The organism is Aeromonas sp. SER (genome assembly GCF_038739615.1).
Lineage (GTDB): Bacteria > Pseudomonadota > Gammaproteobacteria > Enterobacterales > Aeromonadaceae > Aeromonas > Aeromonas jandaei.
The window spans coordinates 544,788-563,170 of the sequence record NZ_JBCGFC010000001.1 but is presented as its reverse complement, the minus strand read 5'-3'; the positions used below and the strand labels follow the sequence as shown (position 1 = coordinate 563,170).

Sequence of the window (18,383 nt, the reverse complement as noted above, 5' to 3'; positions counted from 1 at the left end):
TAGACCTGTACACCTAGAACCTGCCCGATTCAATAATGCAAGGTTGCATCATAAACACATCCATGCAGCGACATATATTCTAGATTCATCTCTAAGATATAGTTCAATTTCTCTCCATAGATTTTCTTTTTGACTGGCTCTACCGATAAGACCTTCAAGTAGCCCTGTTGCAACAGCGGTAGAAAAAGCATCATCATCGGATAACATTCCTTTCTCAATATGGTTGAATAACCGTATCCTTTCGCTTTCAATTAGATTTGAAAACACATCAACCAACGCCCCACCAATAAGTCCAAACAAATACGTAATTGGAACTGCATCAGGAAACCAAGAGTGCATCGCGCCATTCACTTCAGACTTTATCTCATCTGAAAAACTTTCTAGTAGATATAAGTATTCTCTAATTTCGACAGTCATTAACCACCTCATTTTTACGCAATGCATTCTTTAAATCTTTTAGCACCAGAGGATAGTAATTGCTCATCACCGCGTAAGCACAGATGTCGATAGCAAACAGCCGCGACAGTTGCCCCAACTTGTCGACCACCCATTGGCGTCGATGCTCGTAACTCTGGCCGGAGTGGGAATCCTCTCCGCACAGAAAAGCTCGCCGCACACAGCGACTGACCACGTGGTAGTAAGGCGTATCCTGCAAGCTGATTTGACGTGAACGGGCAATGGTCATGGCACATCCCTCAACGGTGACCTCTCAAGGCAACAACAGCACTACTCCTCTGTTAAAAAGGTGGGTGTCCCGGATTTCCTGTTTACCTTTTCAATTGCAGCAAAGGCTTGTTGTTCTGTATATCCATACTTGGTTTGTAACTCATAACCGTACTGATCCAGAGCTGATGCCAAGATCCGCTTGTCTTGTTCAGACAGGGGTTTCCCCTGTTGTAGTTGATATAGCAAGCCATCAGTGACGTTATCTTTGTTGGTCAACGACACTATTTGTTTGGCAGCTTCAAGCGGATTTTTACCCTTATCAAAATCATCCAGCGCTTTGCTTAAGGCACTGTATTCTGATGGGGCCAGCAGATTATTCTCCACCACCGTCTTGCCGGTCTGGGCTCCTGCTAGTGCGCTGGCGGTGCTGTCTCCCGTCAGGCCACCCGCCAATCCTGCTGCCAGAGTCGCTAGCGTGGAAACTGTCTCCTTCTCTGACTCTCGGAGAGCTGGCTGGCGTCTTTGTGGTAAAGCTCGGTTGCCATCATGCCCACTACTCGGCGGGACTGCTCTAAGCCAGCCCAATAACAGTAAGGCCCTCCTTCGGTGCGGCCCCCTGAGTTGCGATTGGCAACTTATTTCGTGAATGCCCAATTACGCTCCGCTGATTGAGCCTACAGTCCTCAGCTTACAACTCCCTATATTGTAATTTCATTCCCGCGCTTTCAATTATGGGAATAATCTGGTTGTAAAATTCTTGCCCCATAGAATTCGGATAGAATTTATGGACAACATCTATCAACACTGGTTTACCATTAGCATTTGGATACACATCAAATATTTCTCCGCTTTCAACAAAATTCAAGTACACATTAACTTTATCTTGTAACATCAAAAGATGCTCATTCGTATCAACCCACTCAAAGGGGTCTGAAATAGTCAACACCACATAGCCCGTTATATTATCTATACCTATGGCATCAATGATATGTACTTGTTCTAATGACATCTATTAATCCCCTATGGTCTCACTACATTGACTTTTGTTGGTGGTATCTCGGTTCTAACAACGATTAGGACACCCACCTTTTGTAGCAAGCCACTATCGAACTGCTTGCAGGCATTATAAGGGTGTATGCATTCGAACTGATGCATGTAAAACTCGGCTGGCAGGAGAAATTTTCAGGTTTAGAAAGCAACGGCCCCTGCACAACCATTTACTGAACTATGTGCAATACCCGGAGCTATCAGCAGGGTAAACGCAAAGCAATAAAATCCGTGGTTGATGGCATCGCCGCTGGCCAAAATGGCGGGAAAACTGCTGACATTGATCTCTGCCTCCCACCAATCTGATCCCTTGTCGCCTGAATAGCGCCACCAGTTTCAACCAGAGAACACCATCAAGGCCCAACCGTTCCAGAATGGGTCTAAGTTGAGCCGGAATATGACCCCGTTTGTCGGGCCGAATAGCACGGCCTGTCTAATCAAGCGAGTCGATAACCAAATCGGTAATACGTTCTTTTTGGGGATACGATAAGCCACGGTCACCGTGCCTGCACGCTTGCTGGCATAGCTATAGTCCTGTGCGGACAACGGCACATTCATCAACTGGAGCAGAGAGTCGAGTAGTCCCTGAGTGGCCCGCAAAGTGAGGTTGAAAATCCCCTTGAGCATCAGGAATGTACAGATGGTCTGGTCAGTATCAAGCTGGCTGCGGCCCCGTCGTCCGTAATGGCTTTGGTGAAACCAATTGTTCATTGCCTCGGTATCAACCCAGAAGGTGAGTGAACCACTGTTGAGCAAAGACTTGCTATATTGAGGCCAGTTGGTGATGGGGTGAAGCGACGCGCCCATAATGCAGACTTGAAGAGGATGGCGGGATCAGACCACCAAGTTATCAGTTAGTTCCATTCAAGCTGTATCGATTTGGGCAACAACGCCGCAAGCAGAGCTAATTCTAGCAAATAGCTACCGCAGTCCCTGAGCATATTTAATTGCTCGGCGACACTGCTGTAAGCCCAATAACAGTGAGACGCCCCTTCGGCGCGAGTCCTGTATCACTATTGGCAAGCATAACTCTTCAACGAAAAACTCATGCATCCGGCATGAAAAGTTGCGCTTGGAACCCGGCTATATTATTCACCAATCCATCCGGTGTTGTGAATAAAAAAGAACCGTTTATCTGTTAACTGAGCCACAAAAAATAACCACGAAACAAGAAAAACGTTTTCTTATTGAGGTCAACAAATAAGCGGCATTATTGATAAAAAGCCAAATAAATATTTATTTTGCCAGGTAGTTATATTGTTAAGGATATAAAAAAGCCCGCACCAGTTGGTGCGGGCTTTTTGGCAAGTTTGCACGTCTATCAGTATGTGTCACTGATAAACGGCGCTTATTTGCTGCCGGTGCCGGAGTTGCGGGTAGAGGCTTGCGGCTTGCGACGGGCGGTGGTGGCGCGGGCACGGGGCTCCTTGCCTTGCAGCTCCTTGTGGCGCTTGACGGCGCGACGGATCTGGGCGGCCTGCTTGTGGCGGCTGCTCTTGCCATCCTGCTGCAGATCGACCTTGGATTCGGTCTCCGGCGGCAGGTTGACCAGACCGCGCAGGTAGTTCACTTCCGGCAGTTTCAGCTCCTGCCAGCCGCCGCGCGGGATGGCGCGATCCAGCTTGACGTCGCCGTAGCGGATCCGCATCAGGCGGCTCACCTGCACTTCCTGGGATTCCCACAGGCGGCGCACTTCACGGTTGCGACCTTCGGTCAGGGTGACGTTGAACCACTGGTTCAGACCCTCACCGCCAGCCGGCTTGATCTTGTTGAACTTGGCCATGCCATCTTCCAGCTGCACACCCTTGCGCAGGCGCTGCAGCATGGCTTCGGTGATTTCGCCAAACACGCGCACCGCGTATTCGCGCTCCACTTCGTGGCTCGGGTGCATCAGGCGGTTGGCCAGCTCACCATCGGTGGTGAACAGCAAGAGACCTGAGGTGTTGACGTCGAGGCGGCCGACCGCAATCCAGCGGGCCCCTTCCATCTTGGGCAGGCGATCAAACACGGTAGGACGACCTTCCGGATCGTGACGGGTACACATCTCCCCTTCCGGCTTGTGGTAAGCCAGCACGCGGCAGATCACTTCCTCTGCGGCACGGGTCTTGACCTGGTGACCATCCACCCGGATCACGGCGTTCACTTCGACGCGATCCCCCAGCGTGGCGACCTTGCCATCCACACTGACCCGACCTGCGGTGATCAGGGCCTCCATCTCACGACGGGAGCCGTGACCCGCGCGGGCCAACACTTTTTGCAGTTTTTCACTCATCGGGGTTACCTGATTGTTGATCGCTGCCCGTAAACATGGCGGACAACGGGGGTTGCAGCTCGGGATCCAGCTCGGGGAGCTGCTCCAGACTCTGCAGATTAAAGTAATCCAGAAATGCTCTGGTGGTGGCGAGCAGCTCGGGGCGACCCGCCACCTCTTTGTGGCCTATGCTGCGCACCCAGCCACGATCTTTCAAGGTATTCACTATCTGGCTCGAGACCGCGACCCCGCGGATCGCTTCGATCTCGGCCCGGGTGATGGGTTGACGATAGGCGATCAGCGTCAGCGTCTCCATCACGGCGCGCGAGTAGCGGGGCGCCCGCTCGCTCCAGAGCCGCGAGAGCTCTTCGGCATAATCCTGACGAGCCTGAAAGCGCCAGCCGGAGGCCACTTCCTTGAGCTCGACGCCCCGTTCGCTGTAATCCTGTTTGAGCTCCGCCAGCAGCAGTTGCACATAGCGGGTGGTGACCGGATAGTCGGCCAGCACGCTGCCTTTGAGCTCGCTGACGTTGAGCGGACGCCCGGCGACAAAGAGGGCCGCTTCGATCAGCGTCTTTAATCGTTCAGCTGGCAGCGCCATTGGGCGTTCCTCACAAAAGCCATCTCAATGGGCAAGACCACGCTCCCCCTCCTCGCTCTGGCTGGCCAGGGCAAAATGGATCGGACCCAGAGGCTCTGCCTGCAAAATCCAGATCAGCTGCTCCTTGCACAGCTCCAGCAGCGCCAGAAAGGTCACCAGCACGCCCATGCGCCCCTCTTCGGCACGCAGCACCTGCTCAAGACGCAGGGTCTGGCCAAGCGAGAGCATGGCGAGGATCTCCGCCATGCGCACCCGGGTCGGGATCTGTTCGCGGCGGATCTGGTGATGCTCAAAATGAGTCGCGCGTTTTACCACACTTTGCATGTAAAGGGCGAGCTCAACCAGCGAAACATCGGGCGCCAGCGGCTTGAGATCACCAAAATCGGGCGGCAGGGCGGCGGCGATAAAGATCTCCCGCTCCACCCGCGGCAGCTCGCTGACCCGCTCCGCCCCCACCTTGTAGCGCTCGTACTCCTGCAGGCGGCGAATAAGGGTGACACGGGGATCTTCCCCCTCCTCTTCGTCCTCCAGCTCCGGTGCCTTGGGCAGCAGCAGGCGGGATTTGATCTCGGCCAGCCAGGCCGCCATCAGCAAATATTCGGCCGCCAGCTCCAGATTGAGCCCCTGCATCAGCTCCACGTACTCCATGTACTGGGCGGTGATCTGCAGGATCGGCAGGTTGAGGATATCGAGCTGCTGACGCCGGATGAGGTAGAGCAGCAGATCGAGCGGCCCCTCGAAGGTATCGAGGAACACCTCCAGCGCATCGGGCGGGATGAACAAATCTTGGGGCAGCTCGTGGTAGGGCTGCCCCAGGACTTTCGCGATGGGAGGTGTGACGCCCGCGCCGTTATCGCCGGTGCTGGTCGTCACAGGATCTGCGGTATCACTCAAACGGGGTCGGGTCTCCGGCACCGCGACGACGCACTACCGGGTCGTCGTCGGAGAAGTCCACGACAGTGGTGGGCTGCTCGCCCAGATAACCGCCGTTGACCACCAGATCGATCTGCTTGCCCAGCTTGTCGTAGATCTCCTCCGGGTCAAACTCGGCCATCTCGGAATCCGGCAGGATCAGCGAGGTGGAGAGCAGCGGCTCACCGAGGGCTTCCAACAGCGCCTGAGCAATCTTGTTGTCCGGCACCCGGATACCGATGCTCTTCTTCTTCTCGTTCATCAGGCGGCGCGGCACCTCTTTGGTCGCCTTGAAGATGAAGGTATAGGCACCCGGGGTGTTGTTCTTGATCAGGCGAAACGCGCCGTTATCGACCTTGGCGTAGGTGGCGATCTCGGAAAGATCGCGGCACACCAGAGTGAAATCGTGGTTGGCGTCGAGACGACGGATGCGGCAGATGCGCTCCAGCGCCCCCTTGTCACCCATGTGGCAACCCAGCGCATAGCCGGAGTCGGTCGGATAGACGATAACGCCACCGTTCTGGATGATCTGCACCGCCTGGCTGATCAAACGCGCCTGCGGGTTTTCCGGATGTACGTAAAAGTGCTGACTCATACCTTGTTCTCGCAATGGGGGCAGCAACATCTGCCCGCTTGATGGCCATGGAGCCTGGCTCCACGGCACTCACTTACTATTCTGCTTTAAAATTCGTCTCTTGCCGCCGGTCAGCGACTGGCCACCAGAGCGGCATGCTCTTCCTGACTCAGCCCGAAGTGATCGGGAGAGACCAGCCAGAGCGGCGTCCCCTCTTTGGGTAGCCAGAGGTGGCGGCCCAGCTCGGTCCAGTTGGAGGGGAAGTGAAAATCGGACCCCACCGAAATGGCCAGACCATATTCGTTCGCCCACTGGCCCAGATTGGCCCGCTCCTGCGGGCTCTGCTGGGGCAGCGAGACCTCCATGGCATCGCCGCCTGCCGCCTTGAAGGCCACCAGCAACCGCTTGATCCATTTGGCAGTGAGATCGTAGCGGCTGGGATGGGCCAGCACCGCCAGCCCGCCGGCGGCGTGAATCGCAGTGATCGCGTCGCCCATCTCGGGCCACTGGGCAGGAGCATACCCCTTGTTGCCCCGGCTCAGGTACTTCTTGAATACCTTTTGCATGTTGTCGGCCACCCCGCGCGCCACCAGCACCCGGGCAAAGTGGGCCCGGGTCACGGCGGCATCACCGGCCAACTGTTTGGCCTCTTCATACGTGCCGGGGATGAGGCACTTCTCCAGACGGCGCCCGATCTCCTGCGCGCGCTCTTCGCGGCGGGCCTGCTGACCGGCCAGAAAGTCGCTCAGCTGCGGATTTTTTTCATCCACTCCCAGCGCCACGATATGGATCTCGTGATGCTCCCAGCCGGTGGAGATCTCGACCCCGCTCACCAGTCGCAGCGGCAGTTGCTCGGCGGCGATGGTGCTGCGAGCTTCATCAAGGCCGGCAAGGGTGTCGTGGTCAGTGATCGCTAACACCTCGACCTCTTTCTCGGCGGCGCGGCGCACCAGTTCGGCGGGGCTCAGCACGCCATCCGAAGCGGTAGTATGACAGTGAAGATCGAATCTCATCGGGTTATTCCGCTCTCGTGGTCAGGTCACCATTCATGAAAAATCGGTGAAAGAAGGCTAAAAAGCGACTTGACTTGGCCGCGGCTTTATCGTTTTCTGTAGGCACTTCATTGCAAACATCTTTTTACAGGACTTTATCATGCAAACGACTTCCATCCTGACCATTTGGTGGTGGCACACTCCCTGACATGCGGGCGTGTGGTCGTTGCTGTACCTGTAAACTGACAGCAAATTAAGAACCCAAAGAAAAAGCCCGCTGACCCCAGCGGGCTTTTTTATTATCCGGCAAATGGAGCTGTGATGAAACCGAGAATTCAGACAAGCGTAATGACCAGGCGATGGCGCCCCTGCTGAAACCGCCAGAACCCACCTCATTTTCAAGGCACTTTTTCAAGGTATTAGACGTCATGAACATCGGTAACACGCATCACACGCAAGGGAACGCACTATGACAGCCACGCACCGCCTTCCTCTGGGTGAATTCGATACCCTCAAACTCAACGCCCCCTATGTGGCCGATCCGCTGGCACTCTACAGCGAGTTTTGCCAGCAGCGCCCCAACACCCTGCTGCTCGAATCGGTCGAGATCGATTCCAAGGCGGGCAAACAGAGCCTGCTGCTGGTCGATGCCTGTCTGCGCATCGAGTGCCGCGGCCGCACCGTGCGGGTGCGCAGCCTCAATGACAACGGCGCCCAGTTGCAGAGCCTGCTGACCGAGCGCCTGCCCGCCGCCGTAATCCAGAGCCAGGTGGCCGGCGAGCTGCAGCTCGACTTCCCTGCCTCCGATCGGGAGCAGGATGAAGATAGCCGCCTGAAGGGGATCAGCGTGCTGGACGTGCTGCGCACCCTGCAACGGGAGCTCGATTGCCAGCTCGGCAAAGAGGCCCTCTTTATGGCGGGCAGTTTCGCCTACGACCTCATCGCCTCTTTTGAAGATCTGCCCGAAGTACCGGAGGGGAGCAACGACTGCCCCGACTACTGCTTCTACGTGGCCGAAACCCTGATCACCATCGACCATATCGAGCGCACCACCCAGCTGATTGCCTGTATCTTTGGCGGCGACAGCGACGAGAGCCGGGTGGAGGACAGATACCACCGCCTGAGCGAGCGTCTCGCCCGGTTCAAGCAAGCCTGCCAGCAGGCGCCGCAACAGGAGCCGGTAACCCCGGCCCTGAGTGGCGGCATCAGCGTGGACAAGAGCGACAAGCAGTTCTGCGCCGAGGTGGAGAAGCTCAAGGGCTTTATCCGCCGCGGCGACATCTTCCAGGTGGTGCCGTCCCGCTGCTTCTCCCTGCCCTGCCCCAGCCCCATCGCCGCCTATCGCCGCCTCAAACAGACCAACCCCAGCCCCTACATGTTCTACGTGCAGGATGAGGGCTTCACCCTGTTTGGCGCCTCCCCCGAGAGCGCGGTCAAATTCTGCGCCGCCAGCCGCGATGTGGAGATGTACCCCATCGCCGGTACCCGCCGCCGCGGCTTCAACCCCGATGGCAGCATCAACCGGGATCTCGACGGCCGCATCGAGCTGGAACTGCGTCAGGACGAAAAAGAGGTGGCCGAACACCTGATGCTGGTGGATCTGGGCCGCAACGACATCGCCCGCATCTCGGAGCCCGGCACCCGCTACGTCAAGGAGCTGCTGAAAGTGGATCGCTACAGCCACGTGATGCATCTGGTCTCCAAGGTGGTCGGCACCCTGCGCGCCGACCTTGACGCCCTGCACGCCTATCAGGCCTGCATGAACATGGGCACCCTCACCGGTGCCCCCAAGATCCGCGCCAGCGAGCTTATTCGCATGGTGGAAGGCAAGCGCCGCGGCAGCTACGGTGGCGCGGTCGGCTACATCAACGGCGCCGGCGAGATGGATACCTGCATCGTCATCCGCTCCGCCTTTGTCAAAGATGGCGTGGCCCACGTACAGGCCGGTGCCGGGGTGGTCTATGACTCCAAGCCCCAGGCCGAAGCGGACGAAACCCGCGCCAAGGCAGCCGCCGTGCTGGCTGCCATCGCCGCCAGCCATGGCACCTCCCTGCAAGCCCTGAGCGCCCAGCAGGAGCAACATAAGGACGTGAGCCATGACTAACATCTTCCTGCTCGACAACTTCGACTCCTTTACCTACAACCTCGTCGACCAGTTCCGCTCCCTCGGCTATCCGGTGCGGATCTACCGCAACAGCCTGCCGGCGAGCCGCATCATGAGCGAGATCGCTGCCTGTGAAGGGGATGCCGTGCTGGTGCTCTCGCCGGGCCCGGGCGCCCCCCACGAGGCGGGTTGCCTCATCGACCTCATCAAGCTGGCCCGCGGTCAGGTGCCCATCCTCGGTATCTGCCTCGGTCATCAGGCCCTGTGCGAAGCCTACGGCGGCACCGTCGGTGCGGCGGGCGAGATCGTCCACGGCAAGCGTTCGCTGATTGAGCACAACGGCCACGGCGCCTTCGCCGGTCTGCCGAGCCCGCTGCCGGTAGCCCGCTACCACTCGCTGGTTGCCACCTATGTACCGGAAGAGCTGACGGTGATTGCCCACTATCAGGGCATGCCCATGGCCATCGAGCAGCAGGATGAGCGGGTGCTGGGCTTCCAGTTCCATCCCGAATCCATCATGACCTCGGAAGGGGCCCGTCTGCTGACTCAGGCGCTCGCCCATATCACCCGTCCAGAAAGCAGCGTGCGGTAAGGTAAGGAGACCAACATGCATCATCATCTCAACACCCTCTATCAGGGTCAGTCTCTGAGCCGTGAAAGTACCCGCGACGCCTTCGGCCAGGTGGTACGTGGCGAAGTGGATCCCATAGTTCTCGCCAGTCTCTTGACCGCCCTCAAGATCAAGGGGGAGACCCCGGAGGAGATCGCCGGCGCCGCCGAGGCCCTCTTGGCAGAAGCGCGCGACTTCCCGCGTCCGGATTATGAGTTCTGCGACATCGTCGGCACCGGTGGCGATGGCCTCAACACCATCAACGTCTCCACCACCTCGGCGCTGGTCGCCGCCGCCTGCGGCCTGAAAGTGGCCAAGCACGGCAACCGCTCGGTCTCGAGCAAATCGGGTTCGAGCGATCTGCTCGACAAGATGGGCATCAGGCTCGACATGAGCCCGGCGCAGGCGCGCCGCTGTCTGGACGAGCTCGGCATCTGCTTCCTGTTCGCCCCCCAGTATCACGCCGGGGTGCGCCACGCCATGCCGGTACGTCAGGCCCTCAAGACCCGCACCCTGTTCAACGTGCTGGGGCCGCTTATCAACCCCGCTCGCCCCACCTATCAGCTGATGGGGGTCTATGCCCCCGAGCTGGTGCGCCCTATCGCAGAAACCCTGCTGGCACTGGGGCTGAAAACCGGTATGGTGGTGCACGGTGCCGGGCTGGATGAAATTGCCATCCACGGCCCGACCCAGGTGGCCCAGATCCGTGACGGCGAGATCCGCGAATTTATGATCACCCCGGCTGACTTTGGCCTCGAGACCTATCCGGTCAGCGCCATTCAGGGCGGCGAACCGGAAGAGAACCGTGCCATCACCGCCGCCATTCTGGAGGGGCGTGGCACCCCGGCCCACAACGCCGCCATCGCCGCCAACGTGGCGCCACTGCTGCTGATGGCGGGCAAGGCGAAAGATCTCAAGAGCGCGGCGGCCGAAGTGCTGGCAGTGCTGGCGAGTGGCAAGGCTGCGGATCTGGCTGCTCGGCTCGCCACTTTGAGCCATCAGGAGGCATGATGTCAGCCACCATGTCGCACAGCAGTCATTCAGAACGCCCACAGGGCAAGAGCCAGTTTCGCAAGGATAACGAGATGTCAGACTTTATTGACCCCCATGCTTTTCTGAACATGACCTCCATCAGCCAGACCATTCTCGGCAAGATCGTGGCGGCCAAGCAGGAGTGGGTTGCCGCCCGCAAGCTGGCCCAGCCGCTGGAGAGCTTCCAGAGCGCGCTGACCCCAAGCGATCGGGATTTCGTCGGGGCGCTCAAGGCGGGCTCCACCCGCTTTATTCTGGAGTGCAAGAAGGCCTCCCCCTCCAAGGGGTTGATCCGCGACGATTTCAGCCCGGAGGCCATCGCCGACATCTATGGTAAATACGCCACCGCCATCTCGGTGCTGACCGACGAGAAGTTCTTTCAGGGGGATTTCGCCTTTTTGCCGCGGGTGCGCAGCCGCGTCAGCCAGCCGGTGCTCTGCAAGGATTTCATGATTGACCCCTACCAGGTCTATCTGGCCCGCCACTATCAGGCGGACGCCATCCTGCTGATGCTCTCGGTGCTCACCGACGAGGGCTATCGCGCCCTGTTCGCGGTGGCCAAGGAGCTGGGTCTGGGCGTGCTCACCGAGGTGAGCAACGAAGAAGAGCTGAGCCGCGCCATCGCCCTTGGGGCGCCGGTGATTGGCATCAACAACCGGGATCTGCGGGATTTGAGCGTCGATCTCGCCCGCACCAAACAGCTGGCCAAAGACATTCCAAGCGATCGGGTAGTGATCAGCGAGTCCGGCATCAACCACCGCGCCCAAGTGGCGGATCTGCGCCACCACGCCAAGGGCTTTCTGGTGGGCTCATCCCTGATGGCCGAGCCGGATCTGGAGGCTGCGGTGCGCAAGCTGGTACTGGGCCAGAACAAGGTGTGCGGCCTCACCCGCGCCGAGGATGCTGCCGCCGCCCATCAGGCGGGCGCGGTGTTCGGGGGTCTTATCTTTGTGGCCAAAAGCCCGCGCTATGTGGACATCCCCGCCGCCCGCGCCGTGATGGCGGGCGCACCGCTCTCCTACGTCGGGGTATTTCGCAACGCCCAGCCCGCCACCATCGCCAAGACAGTGGAGGCGCTGGGGCTCGCCGCGGTGCAGCTGCACGGGGATGAAGATGCCGCCTATATCGAGGGGCTGCGAGCGCTGCTGCCAGCTGGCTGCCAGCTCTGGAAAGCGGTAGGAATCACAAGTGGCGAGCCGCTGCCTGCCCTCGACTATCCGGCCGATCGCCTGCTGCTGGATACCAAAGTCGGCAGCCAGAGCGGTGGCACCGGTCAGGCGTTCAACTGGGCCATGCTGGCCACGCTCGACAAGAGCAAACTGATGCTGGCGGGCGGCCTAAATCCCGACAACGCCCTGCAGGCAGCGCAAGTGGGCTGCCTCGGCCTTGATTTCAACTCCGGGGTAGAGAGTGCCCCGGGCCAGAAGGATGCGCACAAGATTGCAGCCGCCTTCGGCGCACTGCGCCAGCTGTGAAAAAGCGCTGCGAACCCGCTAAACACATGCACCAAATGAATGAATCGCTTAAGCCTATAAATACAAGGAATAGTCTATGACCCTGCTCAACCCGTTTTTCGGTGAATTTGGTGGCATGTATGTGCCCCAAATCCTTATCCCGGCCCTGCTCCAGCTGGAGAAAGCCTTTGTCGATGCCAAGGATGATCCGGCCTTTATCGCCGAGTTTCAGTCCCTGCTGACCGAGTATGCCGGTCGCCCGACCCCGCTCACCCTGACCCGCAATCTGACCAAGGGCACCAAGACCCGCCTCTACCTCAAGCGTGAAGATCTGCTGCACGGCGGCGCCCACAAGACCAACCAGGTGTTGGGGCAGGCGCTGCTGGCCAAGCGGATGGGCAAGAGCGAGATCATCGCCGAGACCGGCGCTGGCCAGCACGGTGTCGCCACCGCGCTGGCCTGCGCCCTGCTCGGCCTCAAGTGCCGGGTCTATATGGGCGCCAAGGATTGCGAGCGCCAGAAACCGAACGTATTTCGCATGAAGCTGATGGGCGCCACCGTCATTCCGGTGCACTCCGGCTCCAGCACCCTGAAAGATGCCTGCAACGAGGCACTGCGCGACTGGGCTGCCAACTACGAGTCGGCCCACTACCTGCTCGGCACCGCCGCCGGCCCGCACCCCTTCCCCACTATCGTGCGGGAGTTCCAGAAGATGATCGGCGAAGAGGCCAAGGCCCAGTGCTTCGAGAAAGAAGAGCGGCTGCCCGATGCGGTGATCGCCTGCGTCGGCGGCGGCTCGAACGCCATCGGCATGTTTGCCGACTTTATCGATGAGCCTTCAGTGCGCCTGATCGGCGTCGAGCCGGGTGGTCACGGTATCGAGAGTGGCGAGCACGGTGCGCCGCTCGGTCACGGCAGCAAGGGGGTCTTCTTTGGCATGCACTCCTACCTGATGCAGGACACTCAGGGTCAGATCCAGGAGTCCTACTCCGTCTCGGCAGGGCTCGACTTCCCCTCCGTCGGCCCGCAGCACGCCCATCTGGCCGCCATCGGCCGCGCCGAGTACCCCTCGGTGACCGACAAGGAGGCGCTGGACGCCTTCCAGGAGCTGGCCAAATCCGAAGGCATCATCCCGGCGCTGGAGTCCTCCCACGCGCTGGCCCACGCCCTCAAGATGGCCCGCAGTGAACCGGAAAAAGAGCAGGTGCTCATCGTCAACCTCTCCGGCCGTGGCGACAAAGATATCTTCACCGTCGCTGACATTTTCGAGAAAGAAGGAACCTTGTCATGAACCGTTACGCACAACTCTTCTCCCGTCTGGACGCGGCCAATCAGGGCGCCTTTGTGCCGTTCGTGATGCTGGGTGATCCCACTCCAGAACTCTCCTTGGCCATCGTCGATGCGCTGGTCGCAGGGGGCGCCGATGCCCTCGAGCTCGGCATTCCCTTCTCCGATCCGGTAGCGGACGGCCCCACTATTCAGGGCGCCGCCCTGCGCGCCTTTGCCAGCCACACCACCCCGGACGACTGCTTCGAGCTACTCGGCCGCATCCGCGCCAAGTACCCGCAGCTGCCCATTGGCCTTCTGGTCTACGCCAATCTGGTCTATGTGCGCAAAATCGACGGCTTCTACGAGAAGTGCCAGCAGGCGGGCGTGGACTCGGTGCTGGTTGCCGACGTGCCGGTGCAGATGTGCGCCCCCTACAAGGCGGCCGCTGACAAGTTCGGCATCGACAGCATCTTTATCGCCCCGCCCAATGGCGACGCCGAGACCCTGAAACAGGTGGCGGAGCTCGGCAATGGTTACACCTATCTGGTGAGCCGCGCCGGCGTCACCGGTGCCGAGACCAAGGCCGGCATGCCGGTGGAGGGGCTGATCAATACCCTGCGCGAGTTCAACGCCCCGCCCGCCCTGCTCGGCTTTGGCATCAGCGAACCGGCTCAGGTGCGTGAAGCCATCGCCGCGGGCGCCGCCGGTGCCATCTCCGGCTCCGCCGTGGTGAAGATCATCGAGACCCACCACCAGAATCCGGAGCATATGCTGACCCGTCTGAAAGAGTTTGTGGAAGGGATGAAGGCCGCGACCCTGTGCTAAGCGTTCAGTCAAACGCCCACCCCCATGACAAGCAAGGGAGCCCAAGCGGGCTCCCTTTTGTTATCCACCATCCCTGGTTGGTGCCACCCTTGTAGGTCTGATTAGCGAAGCGTAATCAGACGTTCGCGGAATTGATGCTGATGCTATGGCGCGGCTTCGCCACGCAGGACACGAGGGCGCCGCCCTCGACAGAGTTTCGCCCGCCCTTCGGGCTCGGGCGAGTGACTTTGGAAAGACCCGCTCTCTTTAACAAATAACACCAAAGGTCTTCTCCCCCGCTTATTCGCCCGACTGACGTCGGGGACCTTCGGCTCATCCTCTTGTCCAACTGCACACGCCGATGGACAAGAGGACTCGCCTCAACGAACAAGAGGGGGATCAAAACTGCGCCAACCCGCAGCCCCGTCTAACAGCAGATATGCTCCCTCTCCCCTTGGGAGAGGGCTGGGGTGAGGGGATTGTGTATACCCAGCCAAACAAGATGCTCACTCAGCCCATGCCTTAATAACTAATTTATTGATCCAACACTGATTCCCGCCAAAACCAGCTTCTCAACGCACCACCCTCCCCCTTAAGATACCCGAATGACAATCAACCTCTCGAAAGAACACCATGACAGCGATTGTTACCATCTCGCAGGTTACAAGCAGCAAACTGGGGGCTGAAACTCAGGTGCGGTAGCGTGGTTTTTGTAGGTTGACGCAGCGTGTAGCAAAGCCCAACAGGCGAGCATTATTACGCCAACCAGCGCGGGATAAATATGGATGTGGCAGATCAGTAAAACAGATTTACAAATATATTTCGCGGTAAACGTTGGGCTTCACTTCGTTCAGCACCAACCTACGATTTTTAGCCCAACATACGAGATGATAAGTTATTTCGACCATCTAATTAATGTCATGTGTAAAGGGGGTATCCGATTTGGCATCAAAAATTACACCTCGACTAATAGAATTGACATATGAGGCAGTTCTTAAGTCCTATTGGCGTCGGAATGCCTTGAAAAAATTTTTGCTTGCATCACACGTCAAAGAGAGTTTTTTAGCTGCGTGGTCAAACGATGAATCTAAGCGTGATTTGCTTGACCAGCTTTTCCTGAAATTGCAAGCAACAGATACTGGCAAAGTAGTAATTTTTGAAATGGCAATAAGCCTATCAGAACAAGCGACATTCCCGGATCTGAGAAACTGGGAAGATTCTGCTAAAAAAATCCAAGAAGCACATAAAGCTGTCCAAGAGCTTAAGGCGTATCTCAGACAACAAGATGAAGAAATAAAAAGTGAAAAAGCTAGAAAAGAAGCACAAGAGCGAGCTCGGGAGCAAAGCAAAGTAATCCAACGCTCACGAACGGATAAAGCAAAACTACAGCAACAGCTTGATGCAATGCACCCCAAGGTCGGTACCCAAGAAGGGGGTTACGAATTTGAAGAGTGGTTCTACAAGCTTCTTGATTTCTGTGAAATAATAAATAGAAAGCCTTATAAAAGTGGTGGGCGACAAATCGATGGGTCGATGACCCTTGAAGGCACTACATATCTTGTTGAATTAAAGTTTACAAAAGATCAGTCTGGCGCACCGGATATTGACTCATTAAAGGCGAAGGTTCATAAAATGGCCGACAACACCATGGGGATAATGGTGTCAATCTCTGGCTATAGCAGTACAGCAGTTACGGATGCTTCGGGTAGTAAAACACCACTGCTAATAATGGATGCTAGTCATTTGTATATGTTTTTATCTGGTGCAATGGAGTTCGGGGAAATCGTATCGAGAGTGAGGCGTCATGCCTCACAAACAGGTGAAGCATACTTGCCAATCAATAAGTTCAATGGATAAAATTTGCGTAAAAATAGGCTCCAACTGTCACCCAATATATTAGATCACTTTTTGGATTAGCTGAGCTAAAGTACTAAACCTCTAGGGAGTTAAGTCATGCATCTTCTGGCACAGATAGCAGAGGAAATAAATAAAAAAGCTTATGCATACGAAGTTGGTAATTTACAAAGTATCCGTAAAAAAATTGGTGGCCTGTCTCGAATACCATCGAGCCAACTTTTCGATCAAAGGACTGTATTTGAAGAATGGGGCTGGCACTATGGTGGTAGAAAGGAACTACAGTTTAACATTGGCATTGAAGGAGATTATCTTCGGTATGGCGTAGCTTTCTCACTTGAGTGCAGCCAGTCCCTACCCAGAATAGATATTTTAAGACCAAAAATATTGCTATTTAATGAGTATTTATCTGAATATGGAGAACACTTCTCTGACTTAAGAATGTGGCACTACAAAATCCATAGAAGTGAAGATTATATGCCCTCACCAATCCCGGAAGAGCTAGCTCAAGAGGGAGTTTTTATATTTCTAGGAGGAAAGCAAAACAAACACAGTATAAACTACTCTCTTATCCTCGAAACATTAGACCGACTATTGCCACTTTACCTTTTCACTGAAAAGGCAGAACATAATATTTACAATAAATCTAATAAATTTGGATTTAATTTCAAAACGGGTTGTTCAATAAAGGCTTCTTCTACGTCAGGCTCTGTAGCAGAAAAGAAACTAAACATACTATTGCGACATAATGATCTTCAGTACAAACTATATACTGAACTCTCTGAAACATATGGAGAGGATAATGTTGGCACAGAAATAAAAATTAATGGTTTAAGCATTGATCTAGTTGTGAAAAATGGTGATGAATACTGGTTCTATGAAATAAAAACTTCATCCACAGCTAAGGCATGCATACGACAATCTTTAGGTCAAATAATGGAGTATTCATATTGGCCAGGTCATCAGCAGGCAAAAAAATTAGTTATTGTTGGTGAGGCAATGGCAACCGAGGAGGAAACAAAATATCTTGATTTTTTGCGCAAAAAATTTCACATACCAATTGAGTACCGAACAATTAATACCTAACAATTAATACCTATCTCCCCATCCCCACACCCGCCATCCCATCAACACCAGCATCACTACAACCCCCGGCAGCCAGACCCAGTAGAGCTCGGAGAGGATCACCGCCTCACCTCGGGCGGTGAGGTAGGCTTCCAGCTTGAAGGGGGCGACCCGGATCACCTGCCAGGGGGCGAAGAAACGCTCGTCACGCCACGGCCAGAGCCAGCCAACCCCTTTGCCGCCGGTGGTGAGGGAATCGAGCAGGCTGTGGGAGAGCAGAGAGACCAGCAGGTGGCGGAATGCTTGGGGTATTCCTATGAGCAGGCAGACTCGTCTCCATTCGTAGCTCAAAGCGCTTGCCATGGGTATCCATCTTACGCATCATTCACAATATATAGAGTCATACGAAAACGGAATGGTTATGAAAAAAGGGTTATCACTGCTTTTAATGCTGTTGCAAGCACAAGTTTTAGCCGAAGGTGCCACCCTGAACACTAAAGATCCACTCGATTTTGTCCCCAAGGGATATGTCGTCTTTGAGAAAATCGAGGGGGATTTAAATAAAGACGGTCAGAGTGATATGGTCATCGTTGTCAAAGGCACTGACAAGCGCAATGTCATTGTTGATGAATACCGTGGTGAGCTGGATCGTAATCGACGAGGACTTATCATCGCGTTCAAGAAGGGGGATCACTATGAGCTGGCTCTCGAAAATCCAAACTGTTTCTCCTCGGAGAATGAAGATGGTGGTGTCTATTTTGCCCCTGAGCTTTGGGTCTCCGTAGAAAAAGGGATCTTGCAAATCCACTATGGCCATGGACGTTATGGTTACTGGTCTTACAAATTCAGATATCAGAACGCCGGTTTCGAATTGATTGGCTACGACATGAGTGAAAACCGCGGCCCCCTCGTTGAGCGGATGACGAGTATTAACTTCTCGACCAAGAAAATATTAATAAAGGAGAACATCAATCAGGATGCTCAAGAAGATGGTGACGAGATCTTCAAGGAAACTTGGAAACTCTTCAAACTCCCGGCACCATTCACCCTTAAAACGATCACGGATTTTGACAACTTCTATTACGACAAGTTATATAGAATATCTAACTGATTATATGGTAGAGCTGCGTCTCCATTTTCCAGGAAAT

Annotated in this window: 18 protein-coding genes and 2 pseudogenes; 9 read left to right on the top strand and 11 right to left on the bottom strand. The window is 56.0% G+C overall.

Features of this window, described 5'->3' with window-relative positions:
• Positions 1-48 precede the first annotated feature (48 nt).
• The 10 genes and pseudogenes from AAHA41_RS02695 to AAHA41_RS02650 all read right to left on the bottom strand — a co-directional run bounded on the left by AAHA41_RS02695 (position 49) and on the right by AAHA41_RS02650 (position 7,064).
• Complete coding sequence (locus tag AAHA41_RS02695; RefSeq protein ID WP_201906785.1) at positions 49-417, bottom strand: hypothetical protein; 369 nt, start codon at positions 415-417, stop codon at positions 49-51.
• 37 nt (positions 418-454) lie between these two features.
• Positions 455-685: pseudogene (locus AAHA41_RS02690) on the bottom strand (transposase); the annotation flags it as partial.
• Positions 686-726: 41 nt separating this feature from the next.
• Positions 727-1,251, bottom strand: coding sequence for a VENN motif pre-toxin domain-containing protein (locus AAHA41_RS02685; protein WP_323071234.1), 525 nt, complete (start codon positions 1,249-1,251; stop codon positions 727-729).
• Positions 1,252-1,354: 103 nt separating this feature from the next.
• Positions 1,355-1,675, bottom strand: coding sequence for a DUF6572 domain-containing protein (locus AAHA41_RS02680; RefSeq protein WP_323071226.1), 321 nt, complete (start codon positions 1,673-1,675; stop codon positions 1,355-1,357).
• Positions 1,676-2,155: 480 nt separating this feature from the next.
• Positions 2,156-2,520 (bottom strand): annotated as a pseudogene (locus AAHA41_RS02675) (transposase); the annotation flags it as partial.
• Between the two features lie 541 nt (positions 2,521-3,061).
• The gene (rluB, locus tag AAHA41_RS02670) at positions 3,062-3,985 is read right to left on the bottom strand and encodes a 23S rRNA pseudouridine(2605) synthase RluB (protein WP_042032448.1); all 924 of its coding nucleotides are present in this window, start codon (positions 3,983-3,985) and stop codon (positions 3,062-3,064) included.
• Positions 3,978-4,565, bottom strand: a complete 588-nt coding sequence (gene scpB / locus AAHA41_RS02665) for an SMC-Scp complex subunit ScpB (RefSeq protein WP_033113297.1) — start codon at positions 4,563-4,565, stop codon at positions 3,978-3,980. Before scpB ends, rluB begins: the two co-directional genes overlap by 8 nt.
• 24 nt (positions 4,566-4,589) lie before the next feature.
• Positions 4,590-5,459, bottom strand: coding sequence for a ScpA family protein (locus AAHA41_RS02660; RefSeq protein WP_041208297.1), 870 nt, complete (start codon positions 5,457-5,459; stop codon positions 4,590-4,592).
• Positions 5,452-6,072: an L-threonylcarbamoyladenylate synthase gene (locus tag AAHA41_RS02655; RefSeq protein ID WP_041208296.1), complete on the bottom strand. Its 621-nt coding sequence runs from the start codon at positions 6,070-6,072 to the stop codon at positions 5,452-5,454. The genes AAHA41_RS02660 and AAHA41_RS02655 overlap by 8 nt, the downstream gene beginning before the upstream one ends.
• Positions 6,073-6,182: 110 nt before the next feature.
• On the bottom strand, positions 6,183-7,064 hold the full coding sequence (locus tag AAHA41_RS02650; protein ID WP_156852222.1) for a PHP domain-containing protein: 882 nt from the start codon (positions 7,062-7,064) through the stop codon (positions 6,183-6,185).
• Positions 7,065-7,512: 448 nt separating this feature from the next.
• Between AAHA41_RS02650 and AAHA41_RS02645 the strand changes: the two genes are divergently transcribed.
• The 8 genes from AAHA41_RS02645 to AAHA41_RS02610 all read left to right on the top strand — a co-directional run bounded on the left by AAHA41_RS02645 (position 7,513) and on the right by AAHA41_RS02610 (position 17,256).
• Entirely contained in the window at positions 7,513-9,147 is a 1,635-nt protein-coding gene (locus AAHA41_RS02645) for an anthranilate synthase component 1 (protein ID WP_323071221.1), read from the top strand.
• Positions 9,140-9,739: an aminodeoxychorismate/anthranilate synthase component II gene (locus tag AAHA41_RS02640; RefSeq protein ID WP_005359135.1), complete on the top strand. Its 600-nt coding sequence runs from the start codon at positions 9,140-9,142 to the stop codon at positions 9,737-9,739. Before AAHA41_RS02645 ends, AAHA41_RS02640 begins: the two co-directional genes overlap by 8 nt.
• A gap of 15 nt (positions 9,740-9,754) precedes the next feature.
• Positions 9,755-10,768, top strand: coding sequence for an anthranilate phosphoribosyltransferase (gene trpD / locus AAHA41_RS02635; RefSeq protein ID WP_323071218.1), 1,014 nt, complete (start codon positions 9,755-9,757; stop codon positions 10,766-10,768).
• Entirely contained in the window at positions 10,768-12,264 is a 1,497-nt protein-coding gene (gene trpCF / locus AAHA41_RS02630; RefSeq protein ID WP_323071231.1) for a bifunctional indole-3-glycerol-phosphate synthase TrpC/phosphoribosylanthranilate isomerase TrpF, read from the top strand. Before trpD ends, trpCF begins: the two co-directional genes overlap by 1 nt.
• Before the next feature lie 76 nt (positions 12,265-12,340).
• Positions 12,341-13,534 (top strand): tryptophan synthase subunit beta, encoded by a 1,194-nt coding sequence (trpB, locus tag AAHA41_RS02625; RefSeq protein WP_106552996.1) that lies wholly within the window; start codon positions 12,341-12,343, stop codon positions 13,532-13,534.
• Positions 13,531-14,337, top strand: a complete 807-nt coding sequence (gene trpA, locus AAHA41_RS02620) for a tryptophan synthase subunit alpha (RefSeq protein ID WP_323071214.1) — start codon at positions 13,531-13,533, stop codon at positions 14,335-14,337. The genes trpB and trpA overlap by 4 nt, the downstream gene beginning before the upstream one ends.
• A 999-nt stretch (positions 14,338-15,336) precedes the next feature.
• The gene (locus AAHA41_RS02615; RefSeq protein WP_323071212.1) at positions 15,337-16,173 is read left to right on the top strand and encodes a hypothetical protein; all 837 of its coding nucleotides are present in this window, start codon (positions 15,337-15,339) and stop codon (positions 16,171-16,173) included.
• A 96-nt stretch (positions 16,174-16,269) separates the two neighbouring features.
• Complete coding sequence (locus AAHA41_RS02610; protein ID WP_342697302.1) at positions 16,270-17,256, top strand: hypothetical protein; 987 nt, start codon at positions 16,270-16,272, stop codon at positions 17,254-17,256.
• 3 nt (positions 17,257-17,259) lie between these two features.
• Here AAHA41_RS02610 and AAHA41_RS02605 read toward each other — a convergent pair whose 3' ends face one another.
• Positions 17,260-17,598, bottom strand: coding sequence for a metal-dependent hydrolase (locus AAHA41_RS02605; protein WP_323070970.1), 339 nt, complete (start codon positions 17,596-17,598; stop codon positions 17,260-17,262).
• Between the two features lie 58 nt (positions 17,599-17,656).
• Here AAHA41_RS02605 and AAHA41_RS02600 point away from each other — a divergent pair, with 58 nt between their 5' ends.
• Positions 17,657-18,346, top strand: coding sequence for a hypothetical protein (locus tag AAHA41_RS02600; RefSeq protein WP_323070971.1), 690 nt, complete (start codon positions 17,657-17,659; stop codon positions 18,344-18,346).
• Positions 18,347-18,383: the final 37 nt, after the last annotated feature.

Excerpts from the sequence above, each read along its gene's own strand:
- AAHA41_RS02695 (WP_201906785.1), bottom strand. The coding sequence starts at position 417 with ATGACTGTCGAAATTAGAGAATACTTATATCTACTAGAAAGTTTTTCA.
- AAHA41_RS02680 (WP_323071226.1), bottom strand. The coding sequence starts at position 1,675 with ATGTCATTAGAACAAGTACATATCATTGATGCCATAGGTATAGATAAT.
- rluB (WP_042032448.1), bottom strand. The coding sequence starts at position 3,985 with ATGAGTGAAAAACTGCAAAAAGTGTTGGCCCGCGCGGGTCACGGCTCC.
- scpB (WP_033113297.1), bottom strand. The coding sequence starts at position 4,565 with ATGGCGCTGCCAGCTGAACGATTAAAGACGCTGATCGAAGCGGCCCTC.
- AAHA41_RS02655 (WP_041208296.1), bottom strand. The coding sequence starts at position 6,072 with ATGAGTCAGCACTTTTACGTACATCCGGAAAACCCGCAGGCGCGTTTG.
- AAHA41_RS02650 (WP_156852222.1), bottom strand. The coding sequence starts at position 7,064 with ATGAGATTCGATCTTCACTGTCATACTACCGCTTCGGATGGCGTGCTG.
- AAHA41_RS02645 (WP_323071221.1), top strand. The coding sequence starts at position 7,513 with ATGACAGCCACGCACCGCCTTCCTCTGGGTGAATTCGATACCCTCAAA.
- AAHA41_RS02640 (WP_005359135.1), top strand. The coding sequence starts at position 9,140 with ATGACTAACATCTTCCTGCTCGACAACTTCGACTCCTTTACCTACAAC.
- trpD (WP_323071218.1), top strand. The coding sequence starts at position 9,755 with ATGCATCATCATCTCAACACCCTCTATCAGGGTCAGTCTCTGAGCCGT.
- trpCF (WP_323071231.1), top strand. The coding sequence starts at position 10,768 with ATGTCAGCCACCATGTCGCACAGCAGTCATTCAGAACGCCCACAGGGC.
- trpB (WP_106552996.1), top strand. The coding sequence starts at position 12,341 with ATGACCCTGCTCAACCCGTTTTTCGGTGAATTTGGTGGCATGTATGTG.
- trpA (WP_323071214.1), top strand. The coding sequence starts at position 13,531 with ATGAACCGTTACGCACAACTCTTCTCCCGTCTGGACGCGGCCAATCAG.
- AAHA41_RS02610 (WP_342697302.1), top strand. The coding sequence starts at position 16,270 with ATGCATCTTCTGGCACAGATAGCAGAGGAAATAAATAAAAAAGCTTAT.
- AAHA41_RS02605 (WP_323070970.1), bottom strand. The coding sequence starts at position 17,598 with ATGGCAAGCGCTTTGAGCTACGAATGGAGACGAGTCTGCCTGCTCATA.
- AAHA41_RS02600 (WP_323070971.1), top strand. The coding sequence starts at position 17,657 with ATGAAAAAAGGGTTATCACTGCTTTTAATGCTGTTGCAAGCACAAGTT.